The following is a 23,541-nucleotide window of genomic DNA, read 5'->3' on the forward strand; positions in this document are numbered from 1 at the left end:
GGGAACGCAATGTCCGCCGTCCACGTGCTCAACGGTCCCAATCTCAATCTCCTCGGGAAGCGCGAGCCCGGCATTTATGGAACCGCGACCCTCGACGACATCCGCGCGAAGCTCGAAGAGCGCTGCAAGGCGCGCGGCGTTTCGCTCGTCTTCAAGCAGTCGAACAATGAGGGCGACCTCGTGACCTGGATACAGGAGGCGGGAGAAGCCGGCGCGCCGGTCATTCTCAACGCCGGCGCCTACACCCATACGTCGGTCGCGCTCCATGACGCGATCAAAGGCGCCAAGGCGGAAGTGATCGAGGTGCATCTCTCCAACGTCCATGCGCGGGAGAGCTTCCGTCATCACTCATATATCTCGCCGGCGGCGCGGGGCGTGATCCTCGGCTTCGGCCCGCTTTCATATTATCTGGCCCTAGAGGCCGTTCTCGAAAACATCTGAGAAAGACCTGGGAAACCAATGGCGCGCAAAGCTACACCGCCTTCCAAAGCCACGCGCGGCCGCGCTTCGGCCGCCGCCCCCGCCGCTCCGCGCGCCGCGCCGGCGCCGGTCGTCGATCCGGCGCTGCTGCGCACCATCGCGGAGCTGGTCGCCGAGAGCGACCTGACGGAATTCGAGATCGAAAAAGGCGACCTGCGCATTCGCGCCGCGCGCACCCCGGCGCCGCCGCCCGCCACCGTAACCATCGCCGCGCCGCCGGCTGCGCCGGCTTATGCACCCGCCCCCGCCGTCGCGCCGGCGCCGGCGGCTCCCGCGCCCAAGCCGCCGCCCGCGCCGGCGCCGGTCGTCGAGGAATCGCTCGCGGACCATCCGGGCGCCGTGAAATCGCCCATGGTCGGCACCGCCTATCTGCGCCCCAATCCGGACGCGAAGCCCTTCGTCGAGATCGGCTCGCGCGTCTCGGCCGGCGACAAGCTGCTGCTGATCGAGGCGATGAAGACCTTCAACGACATCGTCGCGCCGAAGTCGGGCGTGGTGACGGCCATCATTGTCGAAGACGGACAGCCGGTCGAATATGGCGAACCGCTCCTCGTGATCGAATAAGGTTCGCGAATGTTCGATAAGATTCTCATCGCCAACCGCGGCGAAATCGCGCTGCGCATTCTCCGCGCGGCGAAAGAACTGGGCATCGCGACGGTCGCCGTGCACTCCACCGCCGACGCGGATGCGATGCATGTGAAGCTCGCCGACGAATCCGTCTGCATCGGTCCCGCGACGGCGCGCGATTCCTATCTCAACATCCCGTCGCTTCTGTCGGCCTGCGAGATCACCGGCGCGGACGCCGTGCATCCCGGCTACGGCTTCCTCTCCGAGAACGCCCGCTTCGCCGAGATTCTCGAAGAGCACAACATCACCTTCATCGGCCCGAAGTCGGAGCATATCCGCCTGATGGGCGACAAGATCGAGGCGAAAGCCACGGCGAAGCGCCTCGGAATTCCTTGCGTGCCGGGCTCGGATGGGCCGGTGCTTTCCGAGAAGGAGGCGCTGAAGGTCGCGCAGAAGATCGGCTTCCCCGTGCTGGTGAAGGCGGCGTCCGGCGGCGGCGGGCGCGGCATGAAAGTCGCGCGCGACGCGCATGATCTCTCCGTCGCCATGGCGACGGCGCGGACCGAGGCGAAAGCCGCCTTCGGCGACGACACGGTCTATATAGAGAAATATCTCGAAAAGCCGCGCCATATCGAAGTCCAGATCTTTGGCGACGGCAAAGGCGAGGCGATCCATCTCGGCGAGCGCGATTGCTCGCTGCAGCGCCGTCACCAGAAAGTCTTCGAGGAGAGCCCCTCCCCCGCGCTCAATGACACGCAGCGCCGCGAGATCGGCGAAACCTGCGCCAAGGCGATGCGCGAACTGCAATATGCCGGCGCCGGCACGATCGAGTTCCTCTATGAGAGCGGCGAGTTCTATTTCATCGAAATGAACACGCGCATTCAGGTCGAGCATCCGGTGACGGAGTCGATCACCGGCGTCGATCTCGTTTGCGAGCAAATCCGCGTCGCGGCCGGATCGCCTTTGTCGATGAGGCAGGAAGACGTTCAGTTCTACGGGCATGCGATCGAATGCCGCGTGAATGCGGAGCATCCCTTGACCTTCCGCCCGTCGCCCGGCCGCATCGCCTATTATCACCCGCCGGGCGGCGTCGGCGTGCGCGTCGATTCGGCGGTTTATCAGGGCTACGCCATTCCGCCCAACTATGACTCGCTCATCGGCAAGTTGATCGTGCATGGCCGTAATCGCACCGAGGCGCTGATGCGCCTGCGCCGCTCGCTCGACGAATTCATCGTCGACGGCATCGACACCACGCTGCCGCTGTTCCGCACCCTCGTTCGCAACGCCGACGTGCAGAACGGAGTTTACGACATCCACTGGCTGGAGCATTTCCTCGCGACTGGGGGCATCGAGCCGGGGTTCTGAGCAAGGATGAAATGCCGCCTCCCATTTATGGGGAGATCAGGGCGATCGGGCGAAGCACGACAATCTCGGACGTTAGCCGCCCTATACCTCCCCTTTACGGGGAGGTCGGCGGTCGAAGACCGCCGAGTGGGGTTCGCGCGCCATAAAATTGGTGGGGCTTGACCCCACCCGGCCCCGCTTCGCGGGGCCACCCTCCCCGTAAAGGGGAGGGATTCACTAACGCCCAGCATTCACCGATTGCCCTGCCCACGCCCGGCGAGACACTGGCGCGCGCGCCGAGAAACGCTAAACTGTCTGGCATGTCCCGACCCGGCGCGCCCTACGCCATCACGCCGCAGCTTCTGCTGCGCGCTTATTCCATTGGCCTCTTTCCCATGGCGGAAAGCGCCGACGACGACCAGCTTTTCTGGGTCGATCCCGAGAAGCGCGCGATTTTTCCGCTCGATACGTTCATCGTTTCGCGTTCGCTCGCCAAGACGGTCAAATCGGACCGTTTCGAAGTCGTGGTCGATCGCGATTTCGACGCGGTGATCGACGCCTGCGCGGCGCCCGCGCCCGACCGCGAAAAGACCTGGATCAATGACGAGATCCGCCGTCTCTATCGCGAGCTGTTCGACATGGGCTTCGCCCATACGGTCGAGTGCTGGCGAGACGGCGACCTCGTCGGCGGGCTCTATGGCGTCGCCCTGCGCGGCGCCTTTTTCGGCGAGAGCATGTTTCATCGCGAGCGCGACGCTTCGAAAGTGGCTCTCACGCATCTGGTGGCGCGCTTGCGGGCCGGCGGCTTCCAGCTACTCGATACGCAGTTCATGACCTCGCATCTCGCCTCGCTGGGCGCGATCGAGATTTCGCGCGAGGCCTATCACCGGGCGCTGGAGGAGGCGCTCTGCGTCGTCGCGAATTTCCATGTCTGGAAGCCGGAGGAGAAAGTCCCCGGCCGCCAGGCGATCGCCGCCCTGGAGGACTGATACGGTCTCCGCCCGACGCTTCGCGGCGTCATGGCGAACCGAAGGCGAAGCAGTCCAGGCGGCTGTCACGGCTCTGCGCGCCAGCCATTCGGCCGTCAATGAAACGAGCGCTTCGCTTCCTTCTGCGCCGGTGGCGGCGGGGCGATCGGACTGGCCTGATGATGCAGAAGCCGCCACTTGCCATCGATGAAGCGAAACCAATTGGTCGCCAGCAACAGCCCGCCGCCGACCGACTCCGCGCAAAACACCCGCCCGTCGATCCCTTCGATCAATGGCTGCTCCTCCTCCGCGGCGACCGCCTCCTGCGAAGGGTTACGGAAGATGTCGCGGTAGGAGCCGATAACCGGGGCGCGCCCGATAAGCGCCACCGGCCAGCCCGGATGCACGCAACTGACGCCGTCCTCGGCCCAAATCTCCTCCATGGCGGCAAGATCGCGAGCGGAGAATGCGCGGTAATAGGCGGCGTTGGCGGCGAGAAGGCTGTCTTCGTCCATAAGGAAACAGTGCGGGATTCGCCCCCATATGGCAATAGCGGCGCGCCTCTCCGACAGCCGGCCGATGCGGCGCGGCTGACGCCGGCGCGGAAATTGCGTCGCTAGGAAATGGACATGCTGACCCTTTTCGGCCTTTTCGCCGTGAGCGCCATGCTGCTCGCTTACGCCTTGGAAGAGCGCAGCCACTGGTTCGTGCTCGGCTTCGCCGCCTCTTGCGCCTTGGGCTCCCTATACGGGTTTCTGCAAGGGGCCTGGCCTTTCGGCCTCGTCGAGGCCGTCTGGTCGGCGGTGGCGCTGAGACGCTGGCGCGTGCGCTCGGCGGGCCGCCGGGGCAATTGAGCCCTCAGGGCCAGCCTTACTGCGTCCTGAATCGTTCCGGCGCCGACTCAAGCTCCGCCAGATCAAGCTCAAGCCGGGTTTCGTCCTGCGCGACGAGGGCGCCGACGGTGAAGGCGCCGTAGGCCCAGGTGGTCAGCATGGCCTTGCCCCCGCTCGGCCGGACGGTTTCGATCGGCTTCGAAAACGTGTCGTGAAGATAAAATTTTACGTCGCCGCTGAACTTCTTCCCCGACCCCCGCTCGGGGGCGACGGCGAGCATGATCTTGAACCAATTCGTCTGGACCTCGACGACCTCGGCGCTGAGCGTCCAGCCATTCGCGCTCGGCGATCCGCCCCATTGCCCCTTCTGCGGATCGGCCGGATTATATTTCGCCGCCGGACGCGACGAACGCTCCGTCTTCTCGAACGAAACGACAGGCGGGGCGGCCGTCGGCGCGTCGGAGACGGAAAGCGGCTCAACGGCGTCCGGAGACGGCGGAGGGGCGAGCGGCGCGGGAGGCGATAGCGGGAGGGGCGGCGCCTGGGGCGGGCGGACGCTGTATTTTCGCAAAGCGACAAGCCGCCGGGACAGACCGTCCAGATCCGCGAAGATCATCGCGTGATGAACGCCCGTCGCGTCGAGCTTCCGCCGGAAGTCCGCCTTGCAATTGCGGTCGATGGCCAGGAGCTTGACGCTGGCCGGATCCTCGAGCTCGGGCTGCCATGGTTCGTCCGGGATGGGGTGAACCGTGAAAACGCCCCGCTGCGACACCAGACGGGGAGTCACGTAACCCGGATAGAAGAAATAAGGGGTCTTCGACTTCAGAAGCTTCAGAGGCGTTTTCGGTCGCTTCGCCGGAACGGCGGTCGGCCGTTTCACAATATAGAAGCCGGCGTCCATTTGGTCGCTGACCTCGTTTTCGAGAACGGCGAAAAAAAGCGCGACGAGCGGAGACTCGGACCAGTCGAGGAGACGGGTGGGAACCCCATGGTGCTGAGCGAGCGCGAGCCACTCCCACTCGTCGGACGGACGCGCGCCCAGATAAGCGAGATGGGGAATCGCCTCGCGCTTGAACTTCTCGAAGATTTCCTCCTCCGCCGCGGCTGAATATTTAGGCTGCGAGGGCGTCACGCGGCCGATCGACGGGGCCAGTGAATAATTCGCCGAAGCGACTCCGCGAAAAAGCCAGCTTCCATCGAGATGAGGCTCCAATTCCCGATTGAAATCAGCCCAGCTACCTATCTTCATACGCGCTGCGTGCGTCGGCTCCATCGGACCCCCGCCTCTGAAATTCCGCTCTAAAAATCGGCTCAACCCTACTATCTTCCGCCGCGCCGGCAAGAACAAAGCTCCTTGAGCGGGGAACCCCATGACCGCTCCCGCGGCTTTCAACGGAGCGCTCGAACGCCCACATGAAGGCGGCGCATATCGCTGCGCGCCGAATTTGTGCTAAGCACGCGCCAATCCCCCGGCCTTGAACCGGGCGCAGGAGGCCCATCCATGTTCATTCAGACCGAAGCCACCCCCAATCCCGCCACGCTGAAATTCCTCCCCGGCCAGAACGTGCTCGGCCAGGGAGCCATGGAGTTCCGTTCGGCGGACGCCGCCGCCAACGCTCCTCTGGCGCAGGCGCTGCTCGCGATCGAGGGCGTGGAGGCGGTGATGTATGGCGGCGACTTCGTCTCCGTCACCAAGAACGGGAAGGACTGGGCGCATCTCAAGCCCGCCATTCTCGGCACGATCATGGAGCATTTCGCGTCGGGCGCGCCGCTCCTCACGGACGGCCGCGCCGCCGCGACCGACCTGGGCGGGGAGTTCTACGACCCCGCCGACGCCGAAACCGTCGCCACGATCAAGGAATTGATCGAGACCCGGGTGCGCCCGGCCGTGGCCGGCGACGGCGGCGACATCGTGTTCCGGGGCTTCCGCGACGGCGTCGTTTATCTCGCCATGAAAGGCGCGTGCTCGGGCTGCCCCTCCTCCACCGCGACGCTGCGGAACGGCATCGAAAATCTGCTTCGGCACTTCGTTCCGCAGGTAAAATCGGTCGAACCGGCCTGACTTAGGCGACGCGGCGCGCTCCCTCTCCCCGCATAGGGCGTCTTTTGACGCCCTATGCGGGGAGAGGGTTGGGGCGAGGGGCGAAGCAAAGGCGTCAATCTCGTGAACGCCCGGAAGTTGCTGGCATATCGATAGAGATCGCGGTGATTCCCTTGGCCTTCGCCCTGCCTTCTCCCCGCAAGCGGGAGAGGGCGATGACGCCATTGGCGCGCTCATTTTGCCGCGTCGCCTTGAGGAGCGCGCCTTCAGGCGCGCTTCTGTCCTAAAAATTGCCGGGATTTGTTTGGCCGTTACCACCCTTTGTTGATCGCGGCCCCAAAAGGGTCATATGCTCCGCGCATGCGAATCCTTGCGATTGACACCGCCCTGCCCGCCGTATCGGCCTGCGTGCTCGACCAGGACGCGGCGCAGCCCATCGCGTCCGAGACCCTCGCCATGGAGCGCGGGCATGCGGAAGCGATCATGCCGCTCATTGAGCGGGTCATGAGCAAGGTCGAGGGCGGCTTCTCCTCGATCGACCGCGTCGCCGTCGCGGTCGGTCCCGGCTCCTTCACGGGCATTCGCATCGGCCTCGCCGCGGGCCAGGCGATCGCGCTCGCCTGCAAGGCGGAGGTCGTCGGCGTTTCGACGCTCGCCGCGCTCGCCGCGCCCTTGATTTTGGAGGCGCTCGACGGCGTCGTCGCCGCCGCGATCGACGCGCGGCACGGCAAGGTCTATGTCGCGGCCTTCGGCCCCGACGGCCGCGCCTTGCTGACCCCGCGCCGCGCCGGCGCCCATGAGGCGCTGCGCGCGCTGGGCGACGGGCCTCTGGTGTTGATCGGCTCGGGCGCCGAATTGCTCGCGAAAGAGGCCCGCGCGCGGGGCATGACGGCGAAAGTGGTCAGCGAGCGGGCTTCGCCCGACATCGAATTCGTCGCCCGGCTCGGCCTCGCCGCGCGGCCCGAGACCGCGCCGGCGAAGCCGCTCTATCTCAAGGAGCCCGACGTCACCCTTCCCGGCAAGCAGCCGGAAGCCGCTCCTGCCGCTGAACCGCCGCCCGCCGCGCCCGAGGCGGAAGCCGCGGCCGCCGAGACGGCGCCGGAAAGCGCGCCCGCACAGGAAGCGCTCGCCTCGGCGCCCGTGCAGGCGTAGATTCTCTCCCATGAGCCTGCTGACCAGTTTTTTCGCCAAGCCGACCTTTGTCGTTCGGCCGATCGGAGCCGAGCGCGCGGAAGAATGCGAGACGCTGCACGGCGCCTCCTTCGCCTTCGGCTGGTCCAAGATCGATTTCGAGAGCTATCTCACCGATCCCCATGTCATCGCCGACGGCGCGGTCGCCGAGGGCGCGCGGGGGAAGCTGGGCGGCTTCATCCTCTCCCGCCTGCTTCCGCCCGACGCCGAGGTGCTGACTTTCGCCGTCGATCCGGCGCGCCGGGGCGCGGGGCTCGGGCGCATGATCCTCGACAAGCATCTCGAAAATCTCGAGCGCGGCGGGGCCCGGCTCGTCTTTCTCGAGGTCGCCGACGATAACGAGGCGGCGCTGAAGCTCTATTACCGCTTCGGCTTCAAGGAGATCGGCCGGCGCGAAAACTATTATCAGCGCGCCGACGGGACGAAGCGCGCGGCGGTGAATTTGCGGCTGGAGATGTGAACTCGGGTTAATTTCAGCTCACTTTCCGCCGTCATGCCCGCGCTTGTCGCGGGCATCCACACCGGGCGATCGCGAAATGCATCGCGCGGAGACAGTATGTTCGGCTCATGTTCTCAGATTTGATCGTGGCGTGGCGTGGATGGCCGCGACAAGCGCGGCCATGACGCTGCCGCGCGACGTGCAATCGCTGTTGAAGGACAGCGGCAACGACATTACGTTCAGTGTCGCCAGCCTGTGGGAAATCATCATCAAGAATGGTCGGGGCCGCACCGATTTCGTTGTTGACGCGGGCGAATTGCGGCAAGCACCGGTAGCTCCTCGATAATAATTTCGAGGAGCTACCGGTGCTTGCCGAGCATGCGCTCGCCGTCGAAGCGCTGCCCGCGCTACATAAGGACCCATTCGATCGGCTTCTTCTTGCGCAAGCGATCGTCGAGGGGCTTCTCCTGCTGACGTCTGACAAGGCGCTGTCGCGCTACCCGGGACCGGTTCGCGCGATCTGAGGCGCATCCGGCTTGGCCATGCTCGATCGAATATTCGAGTCGGCTGTCCTCTCGAAAACCGCTATAATAGTTCCGAAGAGCTTGGGCCGCGAGCGAGTCGCGCCTTCAGGCCTAAAGGAGCGTCAAAGATTTCCACCCCCGTTTCGAACGCCGCTGAAGCGCTTCAGGCGTCCCCCGAGACGGCGGCCCCGCAAGACGGGAGCGGCCCGGGCGGCAAGGTTCTGGTCAAGTCCTATGGCTGCCAGATGAACGCCTATGACGCGACGCGCATGGCGGATTTGCTCGGCCGCGAGGGCTACGCCGAGACCGTCGAGGAGGCCGAGGCCGATCTCGTCATCCTCAACACCTGCCATATTCGCGAAAAGGCCGCCGAGAAGATCTATTCCGAGCTCGGCAAGCTGGCGCTCGAGAAGCGCGCGCGCGAGGCCCAGGGCCGGGACATGACGATCGTCGTCGCCGGCTGTGTGGCCCAGGCCGAGGGCGAGGAGGTGCTGAAGCGCCAGCGCGCGGTCGATCTCGTCGTCGGCCCGCAGAGCTATCACCGCCTGCCGGACCTCTTGAAACAGACGAAGGACGGCCGGCGCCTCGCGGACACGGAATTCGCCGTCGAGGACAAGTTTGACGCCCTGCCCCACCCAAGCCGCGCCCAGATCCGCGCCCGCGGCGTCTCCGCCTTTGTCACGGTGCAGGAAGGCTGCGACAAATTCTGCTCCTTTTGCGTGGTTCCTTACACCCGCGGCGCGGAAGTTTCCCGCCCTGTGGCGGACGTCGTCGCCGAAACGCGCCGGCTCGTGGACGCCGGCGTCCGCGAGATCACGCTGATCGGCCAGAACGTCAACGCCTATCGCGGCGCGGATGAAAAGGGCTCGGATTGGAGCCTTGCGCGCCTTCTCGCTTATCTCGCGGAAATGCAGGGGATAGAGCGGCTGCGCTATACGACCAGTCATCCTGTCGACATGGCGCAGGATTTGATTGACGCGCATGAATCGATTCCGAAGCTCATGCCCTATGTCCATCTCCCGGTGCAGTCGGGGTCCGACCGAATCTTGAAAGCCATGAACCGCAGGCACGAAGCGGCCGACTATCTCGACATCGTCGCCAGGCTGCGCAAGGCGCGGCCGGACGTGGCCATGTCGTCGGACTTCATCGTGGGCTTTCCCGGCGAAACGGACAAAGACTTCGAAGCGACGATGGCGCTCGTGCGCGAGGTCGGCTTCGCTTCGAGCTTCTCCTTCAAATATTCGCCCCGCCCCGGCACGCCCGGCGCCGAGCGCGGCGATCAGATCGACGAAGAGGTCAAGCGCGCGCGTCTCGCCGCGCTGCAGGCGCTGCTGGAAGAGCAGCGCCAAGCGTTCAACAGCGCGACGGTGGGCCGGACGATCGACGTGCTGTTTGAGAAACCCGGCCGCCACGAGGGTCAAATCGCTGGCAAGAGCCCCTATATGCAAGCTGTCCATGTCAGCGGCCCCACCGAGATGATCGGGCGCGTCGCGCCGGTTGCGATCGTCGCGGCGGGCTCCAATTCGCTGGCGGGCCGGCTCACGGGCAAGGCCAAGGAGGCGAAGGCTTGACGACGATTGACGGCTTGACGGTCGGACGCCGGGACGAGGCGGCCGAGCCGGACGCGGAAATCACCCTGGCCTTCGAAAACAATAGATACGCTTCCCTCGTCTTCGGACATTACGACCAGAATCTCGCCAGGGTCGAGCGCCGGTTGAAGATCGCGTCCTTCGCCAATGGCAATCACGTGACGCTCAAGGGCAAGGCCGAGGCCTGCGAGCACGCCCGCCGCGTGCTGGAGGCGCTCTATGAGCGCATCGCCAAGGGGCAGGCCGTGACGCCGGGCGACGTGGACGGCGCGATCGAAGAGACGGCCCGCCAGCGCAGCCTCTTCCCCGACGCCGAGCCCGCGCGCGGCGCCTTCGAGCAGATCATCACGCGCAAGCGCGGGCTTGTGCGCGCCCGCAACGCCGCGCAGGACCAGTATCTGCGCGCCTTGAAGCGCTATGAGCTCGTCTTCGGCTCGGGCCCGGCCGGCACCGGCAAGACCTGGCTCGCCGTCGGCCACGCCGTTCAGCTCATGGAGCAGGGCGCGGTGGAGCGCCTCATCCTCTCGCGCCCGGCGGTCGAGGCCGGCGAGCGGCTCGGCTTTCTGCCCGGCGACATGCGCGAGAAGGTCGATCCCTATCTGCGCCCGATCTACGACGCGCTGCATGATTTCATGGATTCCCGCATGGTGGAGCGCGGCATGCAGACCGGCATCATCGAGGTGGCGCCGCTCGCCTTCATGCGCGGCCGCACCCTCACGCGCGCCTGCATCCTGCTCGACGAGGCGCAGAACGCGACCTCCATGCAGATGAAGATGTTTCTCACCCGCCTCGGCGAAGGCTCGCGCATGATCGTCACGGGCGATCCGTCGCAGACCGATCTGCCGCCGGGCCAAGTCTCGGGACTGTCGGAGGCGATCTCGCTTCTCTCCGAGATCGACAGCGTCGGCCGCGTCAAATTTTCCGAAGGCGACGTCGTCCGTCACGATCTGGTGCGCCAGATCGTCGGCGCCTATGACCGCGCGGCCCGCGCCAGAAACAAGCCGCGCGGCGAAGCATGAGCATGGAAGTCGACATCAACGTCGCCGCCGAGGCCTGGGAAAGCGTCGACGGGCTGGAGCGCCTCACCCGCGACTGCGTCGAGACGAGCCTCGCCGAGAGCGGCGCGGAGCCCGCCGTCGGCTGTGAAATCAGCGTCACATTTTGCGACGACGCTGAAATAAGGGAACTCAACGCCGAATGGCGCGGCAAGGACAAGCCGACCAATGTCCTGTCCTTTCCGACGCCCGGCCCCCTCTCGGCCCGCCTGCTTCTCGGAGACGTCGTGATCGCCTACGAGACCGTGGCCAGAGAGGCGGCCGAGCAGGAAAAATCATTGCGCGACCATGCCGCCCACATGGTCATCCATGGATTTCTGCACCTGATCGGCTATGATCACGAGACTGCCGCCGAGGCCGAAGAAATGGAGGGCCTCGAAAGACGGATCGCGTCGCGGTTGGGCTTGCGCGACCCCTACGCCGGCGAGGCGGCCGGCGAAGAGGATGAAGCGGGCGAACTGAACGAAGGTCATGTCGATACGATCTGAAAACGCCGAGGAGCCTTTAAGACGCGGCCACGAGCCGCGCGTGACGCTCATCGACCGGCTGCGCGGCCTGCTGGGCCTGGCGCCGGCCTCCGTCCGCGAAGACATTGAAGACGCGCTTGAGGAAGCCGCCGGCGATGTGACGCCCCATGAGCGCGCGCTGCTGAAGAACGTTCTCGGCCTGCACGATCTGCGCGTCGAGGACGCCATGATCCCCCGGGCGGACATCATCGCCATCTCGCTTGGCGCGTCCCTGCGGGAGGCGCTGGCGGTGTTTCGCGACGCCGGCCATTCGCGCCTGCCCGTCTACGCCGAGACGCTCGACGACCCGCGCGGCATGGTTCATATCCGCGACTTCGTCAATCATCTCGCCATCTGCGCGGGAGAAGACGACGCGCCGGAGGCGGGCGCGAAAGAAATCGATTTCGACTCGCCGGTTTCCGACGCCAATCTGCTCAAGCCGGTGCTCTTCGTGCCGCGCTCCATGCCGGCGCTCGACCTCCTGATCCGCATGCAGACGACGCGCACCCATCTTGCGCTCGTCATCGACGAATATGGCGGGACGGACGGGCTCGTCACGATCGAGGACATCATGGAGATGATCGTCGGCGATATCGAGGACGAGCACGACGTCGCCGAGCCGCCGGAGATCGAGGAGCTCGACGACGGCGACTATCTCGTCGACGCGCGCGCCGATCTTGACGAGGTGGCCGCGCGGCTCGGGGTCGATTTCCGGCTCGAGGACACGCCGGCGGAAGTCACGACGATCGGCGGGCTCGTCGCCTGGCTCGCCGGGCGCGTCCCGATGCGGGGCGAAATCATCGCGACGCCGGTCGAAGCCTATGAATTCGAGATCGTCGAGGCCGATCCGCGCCGCGTCGGCAAGCTGCGGGTGCGGGCGCGGCGCCATCCCTAGCCCGCGGCGTTAGCCGCCGGCGACGTAGTGATCCAGGGGCGTCCGCGCGCAATGACAAGGCGTCGGTCGACCTTGTGGACGCGCTCCGCGCAAAAGCCAATTCCCGCTGTTGGCCCGTTTCGCCTGATTGCCTGAACTATAGCCGATCCCGGGCTTTGCCTCGGCTGGAAAGCGACTAGAGTCGAATCGCCGATTCGCGGGGAACTCCAGCGCCATGGCGCAGACTGCCGAAATTTCCGGCGCGCGGGCGGGACTGTCGTCTCTGCCCCAGCGCGTCATTCTGGCCGATGGCTGGGCGCGGCGCGCCGTCGCCTTCGTCGCCGGGGCGCTTGGCGCGCTCGCCCTCCCCCCGTTCGATTTCGCGCCGGCCATGGCCGTCCCGCTCACCGCCGCCGTCTGGCTGATCGACGGCGCCGCGGCGCGCGGGGCGCGCTTCAGCTTCGCGCCGATCCGCGCGGCCGCCGCCGCGGGCTGGTGGCTCGGCTTCGGCTATTTTCTGGCGAGCCTGTGGTGGCTCGGCGCGGCCATGCTGGTGGAGGCGGACCAGTTCGCCTGGGCGATCCCGCTCGCCGTGATTGGCCTCCCAGCCGCGCTGGCGCTCTTCCCCGCCTTCGGCTTCGCGCTCTCCCGCCTGCTCTGGTCCTCGGGCAGCCTGCGCGTCTTCGCGCTCGCCGCCGGGCTCGGCGCCTCGGAATGGCTGCGCGGCCGCCTTCTCACCGGCTTTCCGTGGAACGATTTCGGCATGGCGCTGGCGCAGGCCGGGCCGCTCGGACAAGCGGCCGCGCTTGTCGGCCTGCATGGCCTCGACCTCTTGGCGATCGTGATCTTCGCCGCGCCCGCGACCATCGTCGATCTCCGGCCCGGACAGCGCTTTCCGTCCAACGCCGCGGCCTGGACCGCCGCCTTTCTCCTCCTGACGCTCTCGGCCTATGGCGCGCTTCGGCTCGCGACCGGCCACGCCGAATTTGTGGAGGGCGTCAAGCTACGGCTGATGCAGCCCAATCTGCCGCAGGACGCGAAGTTCAGGCCGGAGAACGGGGCGGAAATATTGCGCCATTATCTGGCGCTCTCGGACCGCGCGACCGGGCCGGGGCGCACGGGAATTTCCGACGTCACCCATCTTATCTGGCCGGAATCCGCCTTTCCTTACGTGCTTTCGCGCGAGCCTCAGGCCCTCGCCGCCATCTCGCAGGCGCTGCAAGGCAAAATTCTCATCACCGGCGCGGCGCGCGTCGAGGGCGACGGCGGCGGAAAGCGCGGCAAGATATTCAATTCGATCGAGGCGCTCCAGGACGGCCGCATCCTGGCCTTCTACGACAAGATGCATCTCGTCCCCTTCGGGGAATATCTGCCGCTCGAGGGGCTGCTGCGGCCGCTGGGAATCTCGCATCTCGTTCCAGGCGCATGGGACCGGGGACAGGGGCCGAGAACGCTCGCCGTTCCCGGGCTGCCGCCAATCTCCCCGCTCGTTTGCTACGAGGCGATCTTTCCGGGCGAAGCGGCGCAAAGGGACAAAGGCGGCAATCGGCCGCAGCTCCTGCTCAACCTCACCAATGACGGCTGGTTCGGCAAGACCATCGGACCCTATCAGCATTTCGCGCAGGCGCGGTTGCGGGCGATCGAGGAAGGCTTGCCGCTGATCAGAGTCGCGAATACCGGCATTTCCGCCATAGTCGACGCTTATGGACGCGTGAATGAGTCGCTGCCGCTCGGCGAGGAAGGCGTGATCGACGGCGCCTTGCCGAAGGCTGCGGCGGAGACCGTCTTCGCAAAATGGGGCGCAAGCGGGTTTCTCGTCCTCTGGACTTTATTTTTGGGCGCGGCGCTCGCCGGGAGATGGCGAGGCTGAGAAAGCATTGTGAAGACTTGTCCTTATGAAAAGTCGACAATGCCGCTCAACCGATCTTTCACTCAAAGGTTATTGATTTGGCTCAATCGGCGTCGCCGTCGATACGGCCAGGCGAAAGCGAGGACTGCGAAGAACGATAACTTTACTTGTTCGAATTCAGACTGCTCGACATTAATCCTGTTTGCATTTGATCAGCGTTCGGCTAAAACGCGGCAGGAGGTCGTTAAACGTGAAGAAGACGCCAGATCCGATCGACCGTCACGTCGGCAGCCGCGTGCGGATGCAGCGCATCCTGATGAAGATGAGTCAGGAAAAGCTCGGCGAAGCTCTGGGCCTCACCTTCCAGCAGGTCCAGAAATACGAGAAGGGATTGAACCGGATTGGCGCGAGCCGTTTACAGCAGATTTCCAAGACCTTGAACGTCCCTCCGTCCTTCTTCTTCGAAGGCGCGCCGACCCTGGGCGTCGCCGAGGGGAACGGCTTCGCCGAGGAAAGCTCGTCCCAATACGTCGTCGACTTCCTCTCGACCGCCGAGGGCCTGCATCTCAACCGCGCCTTCGCCCGCATAAAGGATCCCAAGATTCGCAAGCGGGTTCTCGACCTCGTGACGACATTGGCCGAGCAGGACGAGGGCTAGATCCAGTCGAGTTCTCTTTAACGAACGTTTCCCCCTTTTTGGCTTGACCTATCGAACACGGGCTGGCAGATGACGCATACTAGCGCTGTAGAATCGCTCGCTTAACCGGCAGGCGGCCATTGGGAGATTCCGAAGTGACCCGGAAGAATTATCTTTTCACCAGCGAGTCCGTTTCCGAGGGCCATCCCGACAAGGTGAGCGACCGCATTTCCGACGAGATCGTCGACGAGTTCTTCCGCGAGGGTCCCAAGGCGGGGATCGATCCTTACGCGATCCGCGTCGCCGCCGAGACGCTCTGCACGACCAACCGCGTCGTGATCGCCGGCGAGGTGCGCGGCCCGCATATCGCCTTCAGCCGCATCGAGGAAATCGCCCGCAACGCGATCCGCGCCATCGGCTATGAGCAGCACGGCTTCCACTGGAACACCGCCAAGGTCGAAGTCCTGCTGCACGAGCAATCGGTCGACATCGCCCAGGGCGTCGACGCCAGCGGCAACAAGGACGAGGGCGCGGGCGACCAGGGCATCATGTTCGGCTATGCGACGAACGAGACGCCGGCCCTCATGCCTGCGCCGCTTTATTATTCGCATAAGATCCTCGAGCTGCTCGCGCAGGCCCGCCACACGGGCAAGGAGAAGGGTCTCGGCCCCGACGCCAAGAGCCAGGTGACCGTTCGCTACGCCGACGGCAAGCCGGTCGAGGCGACGCAGATCGTGCTCTCGCATCAGCATATCGACGAGAGCCTTTCGCCGGCCGACATCCGCCGCATCGCCGAGCCCTATATTCGCGAGGCGCTGCCGAGGGGCTGGATCACCGACGCGACCGTCTGGCACGTCAATCCGACGGGCAAGTTCTTCATCGGCGGCCCGGACGGCGACACCGGCCTCACCGGCCGCAAGATCATCGTGGACACCTATGGCGGCGCGGCCCCGCATGGCGGCGGCGCGTTCTCGGGCAAGGACCCGACCAAGGTCGACCGCTCGGCCGCCTATGCCGCGCGCTATCTGGCCAAGAACATCGTCGCCGCCGGCCTCGCCGACCGCGTGACGATCCAGCTCTCCTACGCCATCGGCGTCGCCGAGCCGCTGTCGATCTATGTCGACACCCACGGCACCGGCAAGGTCGCGGAGGACAAGATCGAAGCCGTCCTGCCGCAGCTCGTGCGCCTGACCCCGCGCGGCATTCGCGAGCATCTCCAGCTCAACCGCCCGATCTACGCCCGCACCTCGGCCTATGGCCATTTCGGCCGCGCGCCGGAAGCGGATGGCGGCTTCTCCTGGGAGAAAACGGACCTTGTCGACCAGTTGAAGTCTCACTTCCTTTGATCGATTCGAGGGGGCTTTCGTGACGAAAGCCCCCGCATTCCACATGAATTGATTGCTTGGGACCTAGGCCTTATTTTGAGCTCCATGAGCGCTTTCACCATTGACACCCTCGCTGTCGCGCAACTCCTGCGCAAGCGCGGCTTCACCGAAGAGCAGGCCACTGGCGTCGTGGAGGCGCTTCGCGAAATCGACGCTTCCCAATTGGTGACGAAAAGTGATTTGAAAGAAGCTGTCGCCGATTTGAAAGTCGATATTGTCCGCTGGCTCATCGTAACGCAGATCGCCCTCGCCGGTTTTCTCTTCGCCGCGATTAAATTCGCAAAATAGCGGCGGGCTCCTCGCTAAAATGACTGAAACGACGCCCTCTCGCGCCCGGACGCGCCTCTATGGCCGCTCCAAGGGCAAGGCGCTACGCCCGCATCAGAGCGAGCTGATGGCGGCGCTTTTGCCGCGGCTCGCGCTCGATCTGTCCAAACCCCTACCCCTGCGGCCCGACCGCGAAACCCGCCTGGAGATCGGCTTCGGCGGCGGCGAGCATCTCGTCGAAGCGGCGGCGCGCGAGCCCGGCGTCGACTTCTTCGGCTGCGAGCCCTTCGTCAACGGCATGGCGAAGCTCCTGGCGCAGATCGAGGCGCGGGGCCTTTCCAATATCCGTCTCCACCGGGGCGACGCGGCCCAGCTTCTCGACGTTCTGCCGGAGGCCAGCCTTTCGCGCATCTACCTCTTCTACCCCGATCCCTGGCCCAAGCGGCGCCATCGAAAGCGCCGCTTCGTCTCGCCGGAAAATATCGAGAAGCTCGCCCGGGTCATGCGCGCGGGCGCGGAGCTGCGCTTCGCGACCGACATTGACGACTATGCGGCCTGGACGCTCGCCCGGCTGCGCGCTTGCAAGGCTTTCCGCTGGCGCGCCAAAACGGCGCAGGATTGGCTTGTCCCCTGGGAAGGCTGGACGCGGACCAAATATGAGGCCAAGGCGATGGCGGCGGGACGCCGTCCGGTCTATCTGACCTTCGTCAGACAGGACCACTGAAGAAGCGAGAGGGGAGCGGCGGGATGGTGGAGTTGGCGAATATGGGCGCGGCGACGCCGGCGCCGATCGAGACGACGGTGGCGCGCTTTCGCGCCGACGTTCTCGAAGCATCGATGCGCAAGGTCGTCCTCGTCGATTTTTGGGCGCCGTGGTGCGGCCCCTGCAAGCAGCTCGCCCCCGTCCTTGAGCGGCTCGTCGCGGCCGCCGGCGGCAAGGCGGTTCTCGTCAAGATGAACATCGACGCGGAGCCCGAGGTGGCCGACCAGCTCGGAATCAAATCGATTCCGGCGGTCGTCGCCTTTCAGCGCGGTCGCCCCGTGGACGGCTTCGTCGGCGCCTTGCCGGAGAGCCAGATCAAAGGCTTCCTGGAGCGCCTCGTCGGTCCGGTCGAGGAAGCGGGCGACGCGCTGGAAGCCGCGCGGACGATGATCGCCGAAGGCGACGTCGCGGGCGCGCATGCGCTGCTCTCGGAGATTACGAGCCAGGAGCCGGTCGATCCCAAGGCCTTCGCCCTCCTTGCGCGGCTTTATGTGGGCGCCGGGCAGTTGGACGCGGCCCGCGCCGTCCTCGAAAACCTGCCCGAATCAGCCAGGAAGGACACCGACGTCGCGGCCGCCTGGGCGGCGATCGAGAACGCGGCGGCCGCCCAGGATCTCGGCGAGATCGAGGACCTCAAGAGGCGGATCAATTTCGACCCCAACGACCTCCAGGCCTATTTCGATCTCGCTTTGGCCCTCAACGCCAAGGACCGGCGCGAGGAAGCGGCGAACGCGCTTCTTGAAATCATCCGGCGGGACCGTAGTTGGAACGATGACGGGGCGAGAAAGCAGCTCGTCCAGTTCTTCGAGGCGTGGGGACCGATGGACAAGGCGGCCGTCGCCGCGCGGCGGCGGCTCTCCACCCTGCTCTTCTCATAAAGGGAGAGGCTTTCCCGCCAGCCGCCATGAGCCTGAACAGCCCTTACACCGATATTCGCGCGCTGCCTCAGACGCTTCCGCTCTTTCCGCTGACGGGCGCCGTGCTTCTGCCGCGGGGCGAGCTCCCGCTCAACGTCTTCGAGCCGCGTTACGTCGCCATGATCGACGACGCGATCGCGGGCGCGCGGCTCGTCGGCATGATCCAGCCGCTGCCTGGCGGCAATGGAGCCGCGCCGCCGCCGCTTTTCCAGATCGGCTGCGCCGGCCGTCTGACCCGTTTCGCCGAGACGGGAGACGGGCGCTATCTGATCACGCTCACCGGCGTGGCGCGCTTCCGCCTCGTCGAGGAGCTGAAGGCCGGAAGCCCCTATCGCCAGTTTCGGGTGAATTTTGACGGCTTCCAGGCCGACCTCCTGCCCGGCGCGGGGGAAAACGCCGTGGACCGCGAGTCCATGGTGGCCATGTTGCGCAGTTTCGCCGAATATTCGAAACTCGAAATCGACTGGGCGAGCATCGACGCGGCTCCGACGGAGACGCTGGTCAACGCCCTCGCGATGATGTCGCCCTTCGGGGCGAACGAAAAGCAGGCGCTGGTCGAGGCGATCGACCTGAAAACCCGCGCCGAGACGCTCGTCGCCCTCGCAAAGCTGGACATGGCCCAGCGCGACGGCGACCGGCCGCAATGGCACTGACGCAAGAGACGGGAACGACAAGATGAGCGACAATACCGACGCCGCCGGCGCCAATGAGGCCACCGCGCCCGAGGGGACGAAGGTCGATCCGCGCCTGCTCGAAATCCTGGTCTGTCCGCTCACCAAGACCACGCTCGAATATGACCGCGCGCGCCAGGAGCTGATCTCGCGCTCCGCGCGGCTCGCCTATCCGATCCGGGACGGCATACCGATCATGCTGCCGGAAGAGGCGCGGCAGATCGACTGACGCGCCTCTTCGTCATGGATGACGCGCCCGCCCACGAACTCGTCGCGCTGCTCGACCTGGAAAATTTGGGCGACGACCGCTTCCGCGGCCACAGCCCCGCCGCGGCGGGCCGGCACCTCTATGGCGGGCAGGTCGTCGCCCAGGCGCTGGTCGCGGCGACCCGCACCGCGCCCGCCGACCGGCCGCTTCATTCCCTGCACGCCTATTTCGTCCTCGCGGGCGATCCCCAAATTTCGATCGACTTCGCGGTGGAGCGCATCCGCGATGGCCGGAGCTTCACGACTCGCCGCTGCGTCGCCGCCCAGCAGGGGCGCACGATCTTCTCGCTCGAGGCCTCCTATCAGCTCCGGGAAAGCGGGTTCGAGCACACGGCCGACATGCCGTCGACGCCGGCGCCCGAAAGCCTGGAGCCCATCGGCGCCCTCGTCGAGCGCTTCCGGGGCTTCCTGCCGACGCCCGCCGAGCATTGGATGAAGCGCGCCGACGCGCTGGATATGCGCATCGTCGCCCCCGAGACGCTGGTCGCGCCCAACCGCCTGGGGCAATTCATCTGGTTTCGCGTCCAGGGCCCCCTGCCCGAAGACGACGCCCTCCACGCGGCGCTTCTCGCCTATTTATCGGACATGACGCTGCTGAACACGGCGCTCATGGTGCATGGCCGCAATATTTTCGACCCGAAGATTCAGGTCGCGAGCCTCGACCATGCGCTTTGGCTGCACCATCCCCCGCGGGTCGATCAGTGGCTGCTCTACGCCCAGGAAAGCCCCGCCGCCTCAAATGCGCGCGGACTGACCTTCGGCCGCATCTTCACGCGGGATGGGCGCCTGCTCGCCTCCGTGGCGCAAGAGGGCCTCATCCGCCTGCGCGCCAATCTTTAGGCGCCTGCCGTTTTTCTAGGCGCCGCGCCACGATCAGCGCCCTCCGCCTCTTCTTCAACCATTTTGCTTGGTCTTGCCGGAACTCCGAGCTTTTCCTTGGCGGCCCGCCCGCGCGGCGGCGGCGCAGCCCGATCCGCCATAGACGCGTTCTCGCGTGAAACCCCAGGATTTCTCTGGCCTAGCGCGGCTGGCACGGCTTTTGAAGGCGATTGCGCCGAGCGCTCAAACGCTCTCTCCAACGACCGCGCCGCTGCGGCGTCCCGCCTTGACCGGCGGCGCCCGTCCAAGGGGTCGATAACAACAGGATTGGCAGATGAAAATCGTGACAGCGATCATCAAGCCGTTCAAGCTCGATGAGGTCCGCGACGCGCTGACCAATATCGGCGTGCACGGCCTCACGGTGACGGAAGTCAAGGGCTACGGACGACAAAAGGGACATACGGAAATCTATCGCGGCGCCGAATACGCCATCAGCTTTTTGCCGAAGCTCAAGATCGAGGTCGCAGTTGCGGCAAACCTCGTCGACAAGGTCATCGACGCGATCACCTCCACCGCCCGCACGGGCCAGATCGGCGACGGCAAAATCTTCGTCGGCCCGCTCGAGCGCGCCATCCGCATCCGCACCGGCGAATCCGACGCCGACGCGCTCTGATCGCCTTCTCCCGACAACTTAAGGAGCTTCCCTACATGAAACTTCCTTCGTCTCGAAGCGCGTTTACGGCTTCGATCCTTGCGGGAGCGGCGCTGGTCGCGCTGGCGGGGCCGGCCTTTGCTGGCAACGACCCGACCCCGAATCCCGGCGACGTGGCGTGGATGCTGACCTCGTCGCTGCTGGTGCTGATGATGTCGATCCCGGGCCTCGCGCTGTTTTATGGCGGCCTCGTGCGCACCAAGAACATGCTGTCGATCCTGACCCAGGTCTTCGCCATCGTCTGCCTCGTGGGCGTGATCTGGACGGTCTACGGCTATTCGCTCGCCTTTGGCGACGGCGGCTCGCTCAGCGCCTATATTGGCGGCTTCAACAAGGTGCTCCTCAAGGGCGTCGACTCGGCGGCGATCTCCCCGACATTCACGCCCGGCAAGGTCATTCCGGAATTTGCCTATCTCGTTTTCCAGATGACCTTCGCGATGATCACCCCCGCCCTCGTGGTCGGCGCCTTCGCCGAGCGCATGAAATTCTCGGCGGTTCTGCTCTTCACGGCGCTTTGGGTCACCTTCATCTACTTCCCGGTGGCGCACTGGGTCTGGGGCGCGCCGGATCCGAACGCGCTCGTCGACGCTGCGACGAAACTCGCCGCCGCGGGTGACGACGAAGCTGCGAAAACGGCGGCGCAGGCGACGATCGACGGACTCGCCTCAAGCGCCGGCTGGCTCTTCGCCAAGGGCGCGCTGGACTTTGCGGGCGGCACGGTCGTTCACATCAATGCGGGCATTGCGGGCCTCGTCGGCGCCGTCATGGTCGGCAAGCGCATCGGCTACGGCAAGGAGGCGCTGCCGCCTCACTCGCTCACCATGTCGATGATCGGCGCCTCGCTGCTGTGGGTCGGCTGGTTCGGCTTCAATGCGGGCTCCAACCTCGAAGCCAATGGCGGCACCGCGCTGGCCTTCGTCAACACCATGGTCGCGACCGCCGCGGCGGGCCTGTCGTGGATGGTGGTCGAATGGCTGGTCAAGGGCAAGCCCTCGCTGCTCGGCCTGATCACCGGCGCCGTCGCCGGCCTCGTCGCCGTCACCCCGGCCGCCGGCTTCTCGGGTCCCGTCGGCGCGCTGATCCTCGGCCTCGCCGTCTCGCCGATCTGCCTCTTCTTCGTCGACATCGTGAAGAAGAAGGTCGGCTATGACGACGCGCTCGACGTGTTCGGCGTGCACTGCATCGGCGGCATCACGGGCGCGCTTGCGACCGGCCTGCTCGTCAACCCCGCCTTCGGCGGCGCCGGCATCGTCGACTACACCAATATCGACGGCTTCACCGGCACGTACGACATGGTCACTCAGATGAAGGCGCAGGGCACGGCGGTCATTGCGACGCTGCTCTTCTCGGGCATCGGCTCGGCGATCCTTTACAAGGTCGTCGACATCATCATCGGCCTGCGCCCGGCGCCCGATCAGGAGCGCGAGGGACTGGATATCACCGATCACGGCGAACGCGCTTACAATTACTGACGTAGCCCCCAAGCAAGCGATGAGACGGCGCCCATGGGCGCCGTCTTAGTTTGCGGACACACCTCAGAGGGCGGCCTCGTCCTTCGAGACGCGAGCTTCGCTTGCTCCTCAGGATAAGGCCTAAGTGCCTGGCATAGATACAGAAGCTCCTCATGCTGAGGATCCTGCGCAAGTCGGGCTTGCCCGATTTGCGCATTTAAGAATCGATCTCGGGCAAGCCCGGGATCGCAGCAGGCGTCTCGAAGCGCGAGGGGCGCCCACGCCAATTTTGTCTGCGCCGCGCTCCCCTGGTCCTATGCGGACCTTGGCCGCTGGCCGCCGCTATGTTACTGCGCGGTCAATGCTGGGCAATAAGGGGGAAATATTATGACCACGTTTGCCTTTACCCGCCGCGGGCTGCTCGGCGGCATGTTTGCGGCGTCCGCTTTCGCCGTCCCGCGCGCAGCCTTCGCCGTCGAAACGCTGAAGGACATTTCCCAGCTCAAGCCCGGCGAGTTCACCTGGCATCCGGAGCGCGCCGAGACGGGCCCGGTCTCCGTCGTCGTGTCGATCCCCGAGCAGCGCGTGCATGTCTATCGCAACGGCATCCGCATCGCCGTCGCGACCTGCTCCACGGGCAAGCCGGGCCATGAGACGCCGACGGGCGTCTTCGTCGTGCTGCAAAAGGACAAGAACCACCATTCGTCGATCTATGACGACGCGCCCATGCCAAATATGAACCGGCTGACCTGGTCGGGCGTCGCGCTGCATGCCGGCAATCTCCCCGGCTATCCCGCCTCGCATGGCTGCGTGCGCCTGCCGATGAAATTTTCGGAGCTGCTCTTCACCGTCACCCATATCGGCACGCCGGTGATCATCGCGGGCGCGCATACCGATCCGTGGGAGCTGACGCATCCGGGCATGGTGCTCTCGGGCTATGCGGAAAGCGAATTCGAGCATGTGCTTGCGGGCCTTGACGGCAAGAAGCATCCCTCCGACTGGGTGGAGGCCGAGAAATTGCCGATCACCAGCGTCATCGTCTCCTCCGCCGATCGTGTGATCGAGCTCATCGAGAACGACCATGTCGTGGCGCGCTCGAAGCTGACGCTGAAGGACGGCGACAAGCTCGGCTCGCATGTCTTCGTGCTCAATGGCGCGAATACGGACGCGCAGGGCATGCATTGGAGCGCCATCACGCATCAGCAGGCGGCGACTCCGCTCCAGCGCGACGACGTGGTGATGCAACGCATCTCCGCCGAGCCCGCCTTCGTCAGCGAGATGAAGGCGCGCATGCATCCGGGCATGACCATGGTGCTCACCGACGCCCCGCTGAGCCCCGACAAGCGCAGCGGCAAGGATTTCGTGATCGTGACCACCGGCGCCTGACGCATC

28 protein-coding genes are annotated in these 23,541 nt (G+C 65.6%); 26 read left to right on the forward strand and 2 right to left on the reverse strand.

Annotation, left to right across the window (positions count from 1 at the left end):
- The first annotated feature begins 9 nt into the window (after positions 1-9).
- From aroQ to aat, 4 genes are all read left to right on the forward strand, one after another.
- On the forward strand, positions 10-441 hold the full coding sequence (gene aroQ / locus ACV7JP_RS17630; RefSeq protein ID WP_457796950.1) for a type II 3-dehydroquinate dehydratase: 432 nt from the start codon (positions 10-12) through the stop codon (positions 439-441).
- A gap of 18 nt (positions 442-459) precedes the next feature.
- Positions 460-1,044 carry an acetyl-CoA carboxylase biotin carboxyl carrier protein gene (accB, locus tag ACV7JP_RS17635; protein ID WP_457796951.1) on the forward strand — a complete coding sequence of 195 codons (585 nt, stop codon included), beginning with the start codon at positions 460-462 and terminating at the stop codon, positions 1,042-1,044.
- Between the two features lie 9 nt (positions 1,045-1,053).
- Positions 1,054-2,412 (forward strand): acetyl-CoA carboxylase biotin carboxylase subunit, encoded by a 1,359-nt coding sequence (gene accC / locus ACV7JP_RS17640; protein WP_457796952.1) that lies wholly within the window; start codon positions 1,054-1,056, stop codon positions 2,410-2,412.
- A 299-nt stretch (positions 2,413-2,711) separates the two neighbouring features.
- Entirely contained in the window at positions 2,712-3,380 is a 669-nt protein-coding gene (gene aat / locus ACV7JP_RS17645; protein ID WP_457796953.1) for a leucyl/phenylalanyl-tRNA--protein transferase, read from the forward strand.
- Positions 3,381-3,475: 95 nt separating this feature from the next.
- Here the strand turns inward: aat and ACV7JP_RS17650 are convergent, their stop codons facing one another.
- Positions 3,476-3,874 (reverse strand): nuclear transport factor 2 family protein, encoded by a 399-nt coding sequence (locus tag ACV7JP_RS17650; RefSeq protein ID WP_457796954.1) that lies wholly within the window; start codon positions 3,872-3,874, stop codon positions 3,476-3,478.
- A gap of 108 nt (positions 3,875-3,982) precedes the next feature.
- On the opposite strand from ACV7JP_RS17650, the gene ACV7JP_RS17655 reads away from it, so the two are divergent.
- Complete coding sequence (locus tag ACV7JP_RS17655) at positions 3,983-4,213, forward strand: hypothetical protein (RefSeq protein WP_457796955.1); 231 nt, start codon at positions 3,983-3,985, stop codon at positions 4,211-4,213.
- A gap of 16 nt (positions 4,214-4,229) precedes the next feature.
- Here ACV7JP_RS17655 and ACV7JP_RS17660 read toward each other — a convergent pair whose 3' ends face one another.
- On the reverse strand, positions 4,230-5,465 hold the full coding sequence (locus ACV7JP_RS17660; RefSeq protein WP_457796956.1) for an FRG domain-containing protein: 1,236 nt from the start codon (positions 5,463-5,465) through the stop codon (positions 4,230-4,232).
- A 228-nt stretch (positions 5,466-5,693) separates the two neighbouring features.
- Here ACV7JP_RS17660 and ACV7JP_RS17665 point away from each other — a divergent pair, with 228 nt between their 5' ends.
- The 21 genes from ACV7JP_RS17665 to ACV7JP_RS17765 all read left to right on the forward strand — a co-directional run bounded on the left by ACV7JP_RS17665 (position 5,694) and on the right by ACV7JP_RS17765 (position 23,535).
- Entirely contained in the window at positions 5,694-6,254 is a 561-nt protein-coding gene (locus tag ACV7JP_RS17665) for a NifU family protein (protein ID WP_457796957.1), read from the forward strand.
- Between the two features lie 339 nt (positions 6,255-6,593).
- A complete protein-coding gene (gene tsaB, locus ACV7JP_RS17670) occupies positions 6,594-7,385 on the forward strand; it encodes a tRNA (adenosine(37)-N6)-threonylcarbamoyltransferase complex dimerization subunit type 1 TsaB (RefSeq protein ID WP_457796958.1) in 792 nt (263 codons plus the stop codon).
- 10 nt (positions 7,386-7,395) lie between these two features.
- Entirely contained in the window at positions 7,396-7,884 is a 489-nt protein-coding gene (locus ACV7JP_RS17675) for a GNAT family N-acetyltransferase (RefSeq protein ID WP_457796959.1), read from the forward strand.
- A 139-nt stretch (positions 7,885-8,023) separates the two neighbouring features.
- Complete coding sequence (locus tag ACV7JP_RS17680; RefSeq protein ID WP_457796960.1) at positions 8,024-8,209, forward strand: hypothetical protein; 186 nt, start codon at positions 8,024-8,026, stop codon at positions 8,207-8,209.
- 19 nt (positions 8,210-8,228) lie between these two features.
- Positions 8,229-8,387 carry a PIN domain-containing protein gene (locus ACV7JP_RS17685; protein ID WP_457796961.1) on the forward strand — a complete coding sequence of 53 codons (159 nt, stop codon included), beginning with the start codon at positions 8,229-8,231 and terminating at the stop codon, positions 8,385-8,387.
- A gap of 128 nt (positions 8,388-8,515) precedes the next feature.
- Positions 8,516-9,958 (forward strand): tRNA (N6-isopentenyl adenosine(37)-C2)-methylthiotransferase MiaB, encoded by a 1,443-nt coding sequence (gene miaB / locus ACV7JP_RS17690; RefSeq protein ID WP_457799113.1) that lies wholly within the window; start codon positions 8,516-8,518, stop codon positions 9,956-9,958.
- Positions 9,955-10,995, forward strand: a complete 1,041-nt coding sequence (locus ACV7JP_RS17695) for a PhoH family protein (RefSeq protein WP_457796962.1) — start codon at positions 9,955-9,957, stop codon at positions 10,993-10,995. Before miaB ends, ACV7JP_RS17695 begins: the two co-directional genes overlap by 4 nt.
- On the forward strand, positions 10,992-11,519 hold the full coding sequence (gene ybeY / locus ACV7JP_RS17700; protein WP_457796963.1) for an rRNA maturation RNase YbeY: 528 nt from the start codon (positions 10,992-10,994) through the stop codon (positions 11,517-11,519). Before ACV7JP_RS17695 ends, ybeY begins: the two co-directional genes overlap by 4 nt.
- Positions 11,503-12,432: a hemolysin family protein gene (locus ACV7JP_RS17705; protein WP_457796964.1), complete on the forward strand. Its 930-nt coding sequence runs from the start codon at positions 11,503-11,505 to the stop codon at positions 12,430-12,432. Before ybeY ends, ACV7JP_RS17705 begins: the two co-directional genes overlap by 17 nt.
- 214 nt (positions 12,433-12,646) lie before the next feature.
- Positions 12,647-14,281, forward strand: coding sequence for an apolipoprotein N-acyltransferase (gene lnt, locus ACV7JP_RS17710; protein WP_457796965.1), 1,635 nt, complete (start codon positions 12,647-12,649; stop codon positions 14,279-14,281).
- Between the two features lie 280 nt (positions 14,282-14,561).
- Positions 14,562-14,918, forward strand: coding sequence for a helix-turn-helix domain-containing protein (locus ACV7JP_RS17715; RefSeq protein WP_457799114.1), 357 nt, complete (start codon positions 14,562-14,564; stop codon positions 14,916-14,918).
- A 134-nt stretch (positions 14,919-15,052) separates the two neighbouring features.
- Positions 15,053-16,243, forward strand: coding sequence for a methionine adenosyltransferase (gene metK, locus ACV7JP_RS17720; RefSeq protein ID WP_457796966.1), 1,191 nt, complete (start codon positions 15,053-15,055; stop codon positions 16,241-16,243).
- A gap of 84 nt (positions 16,244-16,327) precedes the next feature.
- Positions 16,328-16,570 carry a hypothetical protein gene (locus ACV7JP_RS17725; protein ID WP_457796967.1) on the forward strand — a complete coding sequence of 81 codons (243 nt, stop codon included), beginning with the start codon at positions 16,328-16,330 and terminating at the stop codon, positions 16,568-16,570.
- Between the two features lie 19 nt (positions 16,571-16,589).
- Positions 16,590-17,273, forward strand: a complete 684-nt coding sequence (trmB, locus tag ACV7JP_RS17730) for a tRNA (guanosine(46)-N7)-methyltransferase TrmB (protein ID WP_457796968.1) — start codon at positions 16,590-16,592, stop codon at positions 17,271-17,273.
- A 23-nt stretch (positions 17,274-17,296) separates the two neighbouring features.
- A complete protein-coding gene (gene trxA / locus ACV7JP_RS17735) occupies positions 17,297-18,190 on the forward strand; it encodes a thioredoxin (RefSeq protein WP_457796969.1) in 894 nt (297 codons plus the stop codon).
- Between the two features lie 26 nt (positions 18,191-18,216).
- Positions 18,217-18,882, forward strand: coding sequence for an LON peptidase substrate-binding domain-containing protein (locus tag ACV7JP_RS17740; RefSeq protein WP_457796970.1), 666 nt, complete (start codon positions 18,217-18,219; stop codon positions 18,880-18,882).
- A gap of 22 nt (positions 18,883-18,904) precedes the next feature.
- Positions 18,905-19,129 carry a Trm112 family protein gene (locus tag ACV7JP_RS17745; protein WP_457796971.1) on the forward strand — a complete coding sequence of 75 codons (225 nt, stop codon included), beginning with the start codon at positions 18,905-18,907 and terminating at the stop codon, positions 19,127-19,129.
- Positions 19,130-19,143: 14 nt separating this feature from the next.
- Positions 19,144-20,007: an acyl-CoA thioesterase gene (locus ACV7JP_RS17750; protein ID WP_457796972.1), complete on the forward strand. Its 864-nt coding sequence runs from the start codon at positions 19,144-19,146 to the stop codon at positions 20,005-20,007.
- Between the two features lie 313 nt (positions 20,008-20,320).
- Positions 20,321-20,659, forward strand: coding sequence for a P-II family nitrogen regulator (locus tag ACV7JP_RS17755; RefSeq protein ID WP_457796973.1), 339 nt, complete (start codon positions 20,321-20,323; stop codon positions 20,657-20,659).
- A gap of 35 nt (positions 20,660-20,694) precedes the next feature.
- Complete coding sequence (locus tag ACV7JP_RS17760; protein WP_457796974.1) at positions 20,695-22,170, forward strand: ammonium transporter; 1,476 nt, start codon at positions 20,695-20,697, stop codon at positions 22,168-22,170.
- A 366-nt stretch (positions 22,171-22,536) separates the two neighbouring features.
- Positions 22,537-23,535, forward strand: coding sequence for a L,D-transpeptidase (locus tag ACV7JP_RS17765; protein ID WP_457796975.1), 999 nt, complete (start codon positions 22,537-22,539; stop codon positions 23,533-23,535).
- The last annotated feature ends 6 nt before the right edge of the window (positions 23,536-23,541 follow it).

This window comes from Methylocystis sp. S23, assembly GCF_054106005.1.